Genomic DNA, 3,258 nt, shown 5'->3' on the forward strand with positions numbered 1-3,258 from the left:
GCCCGGCGGATGGCGGCCACGTGCTCGGGCGTCGTGCCGCAGCAGCCGCCGATCAGCACCGCGCCGAGCTGGAGGGCGTGGGCGGCGTACTCGCCGAAGTACTCCGGGCTCGCATTCGGGTAGACCAGCCGCCCGGTCGACACGTTCGGCATGCCGGCGTTCGCCTGCGCCGTCAGCGGCAGATCGGTGGCGGCGCGCATGCTCTCGAGCCCCACAAGGACGGTCTGCGGCCCCAGGCTGCAGTTCACGCCCACCGCGACCGGGTCGAGCCCGGCGAGCGCCGCCGGGACGTCCGCCGCGGCGACGCCCGCGACCGTCTCGGCGTCGTCGCCGACCGTCACCTGCGCGATCAGCGGCAGCGCCGCCACCGCGCGCGCCGCGCGGGCGGCGATCAGCAGCTCCTCGAGTGAGGTGAACGTCTCGAGCACGAAGAGGTCGACGCCGCGCCCTTCGAGGGCGGCCGCCTGGGCCGAGAACGCCTCGGCCATCTCCTCGGGCGAGAGCCGGCCGGGGGCCGCGCCGAGCGGGCCGATCGAGCCGCCGATGAGCACGTCGCGCCCGGCCACCTCGCGTGCCTCGCGGGCCAGCTTGACGCCGGCCTGGTTGATCGCCTCGAAGCGGTCGTCGAGCTTGTGCGGGGCCAGCTTGGCGGGATTCGTGCCGTAGGTGTTCGTCAGGATCAGGTCGGAGCCGGCGCGGATGAACGCGACGTGCAGCGCCACCACCTGCTCCGGCGCGATCAGGTTCGCCTCTTCCGGGCAGCGGGCGCGGACGACCGCGGTCTGCAGCAGCGATCCCATGCCGCCGTCGGAGACGAGCGGCTCGACTCCGAGGCGTTGCAGCGTCCGGGCCATAGGCCGGGAGTCTACGAGCGCGTACAGTTCGGGCGGAACGTTTGCCGGGGAGCCTCCGCGGAGGCTGAGAGGGCGCGTACGCGCGCCGACCCGCGAACCTGATCTGGGTCATGCCAGCGAAGGGATGCAAGCCATGATGAGCGCGACCCCCGGGAGCATCGAGCTCTCGGGAGTGAGCAAGCGGTTCGGCGACGTGGTCGCCCTCGACGACGTGTCGCTGCACGTGCCCGGCGGCGGTGTCACCGGCATCGTCGGGCCGAGCGGCTGCGGCAAGTCGACGCTGCTCGAGATCGTGGCGGGCCTCGAGGAGCCCACCGCCGGGACGGTGGCGGTGGAGGGCGCAAGCGCCGCACCGGCCCGGCTGGAGCGGTGCGCGCTCATGCCGCAGAGCGACCTGCTGCTGCCCTGGCGCGACGCCCTGGGGAACGCGAGCGTCGCGCTCGAGAACGCCGGCGGGGGCCGCCGCCGGGCCCGGGCCGAGGCGGCGCCGCTGTTCGCGCGGCTGGGCCTGGACGGGTTCGAGCGCCGGCGCACGTGGGAGCTCTCCGGCGGCATGCGCCAGCGGGTGGCGTTCGCCCGCACGCTCCTGGCCGGCAAGGACGTGCTCCTCCTGGACGAGCCCTTCGGGGCGCTCGACGCGATCACCCGGGCGGAGCTGCAGGCGTGGCTGCTCGACGCGCTGCGGACGGAGCCGCGCACGACTGTGCTCGTCACCCACGACGTCGAGGAGGCGCTGCTCGTCTGCGACCGGATCGCCGTCATGTCGGCCCGCCCGGGCCGGGTGGTGCTCGAGCTGGACGGGGGCTTCGGCGGTGGCGAGCGGGCCGAGACGATCGCGTCGGAGCCCTTCCTGGAGGCGCGCGGCAGGGCGCTCGAGGCCCTGCGGTGAGGCACGTCCGCGCCCACGCCGCCTGGATCGTCGTGCTGGTGGCGCTCATCGCCGCGTGGCAGGCGTGGGTGCGGCTGCGCGGCGTGCCCCAGTACGTGCTGCCCGCGCCGACGGACGTCGGCCGGACGCTGTGGGACGAGCGCGGCCCGCTCGCCTCGGCCGCCGGCGTCACGGCCCGCGAGATGCTGGCGGGGTTCGCGCTCGCGCTCGGCTTCGGCCTGGCGGCGGCCGTCGCGCTGCACGCCTCGCCCACGCTGCGGCGGGCGGTCTACCCGCTGCTCGTCGCGTCGCAGAGCGTCCCCGTCGTCGCGATCGCCCCCCTCCTCGTCATCTACCTCGGCTTCGGCCTCGCCCCCAAGCTTGTGATCGTCGCGCTCGTCTGCTTCTTCCCGGTCACGGTCGCCGCCCTCGACGGCTTCCGCTCGGTCGACCCCGAGCACGTGCGTGTGATGCGCACCCTGCGAGCGTCGCGGACGGCCATCTTCCGCCGCGTCGAGCTGCCCTGGGCGCTCCCGTCGATCTTCACGGGCATGCGCGTCGCCGCCTCCTACGCCGCCGTCGCCGCGCTCTTCGCCGAGTACGCCGGCTCCGGGTCGGGGCTGGGCGACGCGATGCGCGAGGGCACCGCCCAGTACGACGCGCCCCTCGTCGGCGCCGCGGTGGTCGTGCTGGCCGCGCTCGCGCTCGCGCTGTTCGGGGCGGTGACGCTGCTCGAGCGCCTGACTATCCCGTGGGCGCGGCGGGTAGAGTGACCGTGGAAACCGTTTGCCGGGGAGTCCGAAACAGGGCTGAGAGGGCGCACGAGCGCCGACCCGCGAACCTGATCTGGGTCATGCCAGCGAAGGGATGCAAGCCATGCGCCACCTATTCGCCCTCCTCGCCGTCCTCGTGCTCGCCGGCTGCGGCTCGAGCTCCGGCGCCGCCACGACGAGCGGCCAGACGACCGACGTCAGCCTTGCGCTCGACTGGTATCCGAACGCGGACCACGTCGGCGTCTACACCGGCATCGACCGCGGTTTCTTCCACCGGGCCGGCCTCGTCGTCACCCCGCACGCGCCGTCGGACGTCTCGGACCCGATCCGGCTGGTCGCGGCGGGGACGACCGATCTCGGCATCGACTACGAGCCGGAGCTGTTCTACGCGCAGCAGGAGCACATCCCGGTGGTCGCGGTCGCATCGGTCGCTCCCGAGGCGCTGAGCTCGATCATCGCGTCCGGCGCGAGCGGGGTGCACTCCCCCGCCGACCTGCGCGGCAAGACGATCGGGGTCGACGGCTCGAACAGCACGACCGCGTTCGTCGACACCGTCCTTGCCCACTCCGGCGTCGACCCGTCGGACGTGCACCTCGAGAACATCCACTTCAACCAGGTGCCCGCGCTGCTCCAGCACCGCGTCGACGCCGTCGCCGGCGTCTTCCAGAACATCGAGGGGATCCAGTTCGCCAAGGAGGGGCTGCACCCGGTCGTGTTCCCGTACGACCGCTACGGCGTCCCCGGCTACGACGAGCTGGTGATC

4 protein-coding genes and 2 riboswitches are annotated in these 3,258 nt (G+C 73.8%); of the genes, 3 read left to right on the forward strand and 1 reads right to left on the reverse strand.

The window, feature by feature from the left end; all coding sequences use genetic code 11:
- Positions 1–854: homocysteine S-methyltransferase family protein (locus tag ACTHLI_RS00875; protein WP_440180809.1), on the reverse strand; the 854-nt coding region annotated here is incomplete at its 3' end.
- A gap of 35 nt (positions 855–889) precedes the next feature.
- A riboswitch (TPP riboswitch) is annotated at positions 890–997 on the forward strand.
- On the opposite strand from ACTHLI_RS00875, the gene ACTHLI_RS00880 reads away from it, so the two are divergent.
- The 3 genes from ACTHLI_RS00880 to ACTHLI_RS00890 all read left to right on the forward strand — a co-directional run.
- Positions 988–1,743, forward strand: a complete 756-nt coding sequence (locus tag ACTHLI_RS00880; protein WP_440180810.1) for an ABC transporter ATP-binding protein — start codon at positions 988–990, stop codon at positions 1,741–1,743. It overlaps the preceding riboswitch by 10 nt.
- Positions 1,740–2,495 (forward strand): ABC transporter permease, encoded by a 756-nt coding sequence (locus ACTHLI_RS00885; protein ID WP_440180812.1) that lies wholly within the window; start codon positions 1,740–1,742, stop codon positions 2,493–2,495. The genes ACTHLI_RS00880 and ACTHLI_RS00885 overlap by 4 nt, the downstream gene beginning before the upstream one ends.
- A 7-nt stretch (positions 2,496–2,502) precedes the next feature.
- Positions 2,503–2,608: riboswitch (TPP riboswitch) on the forward strand.
- Positions 2,599–3,258, forward strand: a 660-nt coding sequence (locus ACTHLI_RS00890; protein WP_440180814.1) for an ABC transporter substrate-binding protein, incomplete at its 3' end; no start/stop codon positions are given. Its footprint overlaps the riboswitch before it by 10 nt.

The organism is Amnibacterium sp., assembly GCF_051956055.1.
Taxonomy (GTDB): Bacteria; Actinomycetota; Actinomycetes; order Actinomycetales; family Microbacteriaceae; genus Amnibacterium.

What these genes read in the sequence shown, in the direction of transcription:
- ACTHLI_RS00880 (WP_440180810.1), top strand. Translation starts at nt 988, where the DNA reads ATGATGAGCGCGACCCCCGGGAGCATCGAGCTCTCGGGAGTGAGCAAG.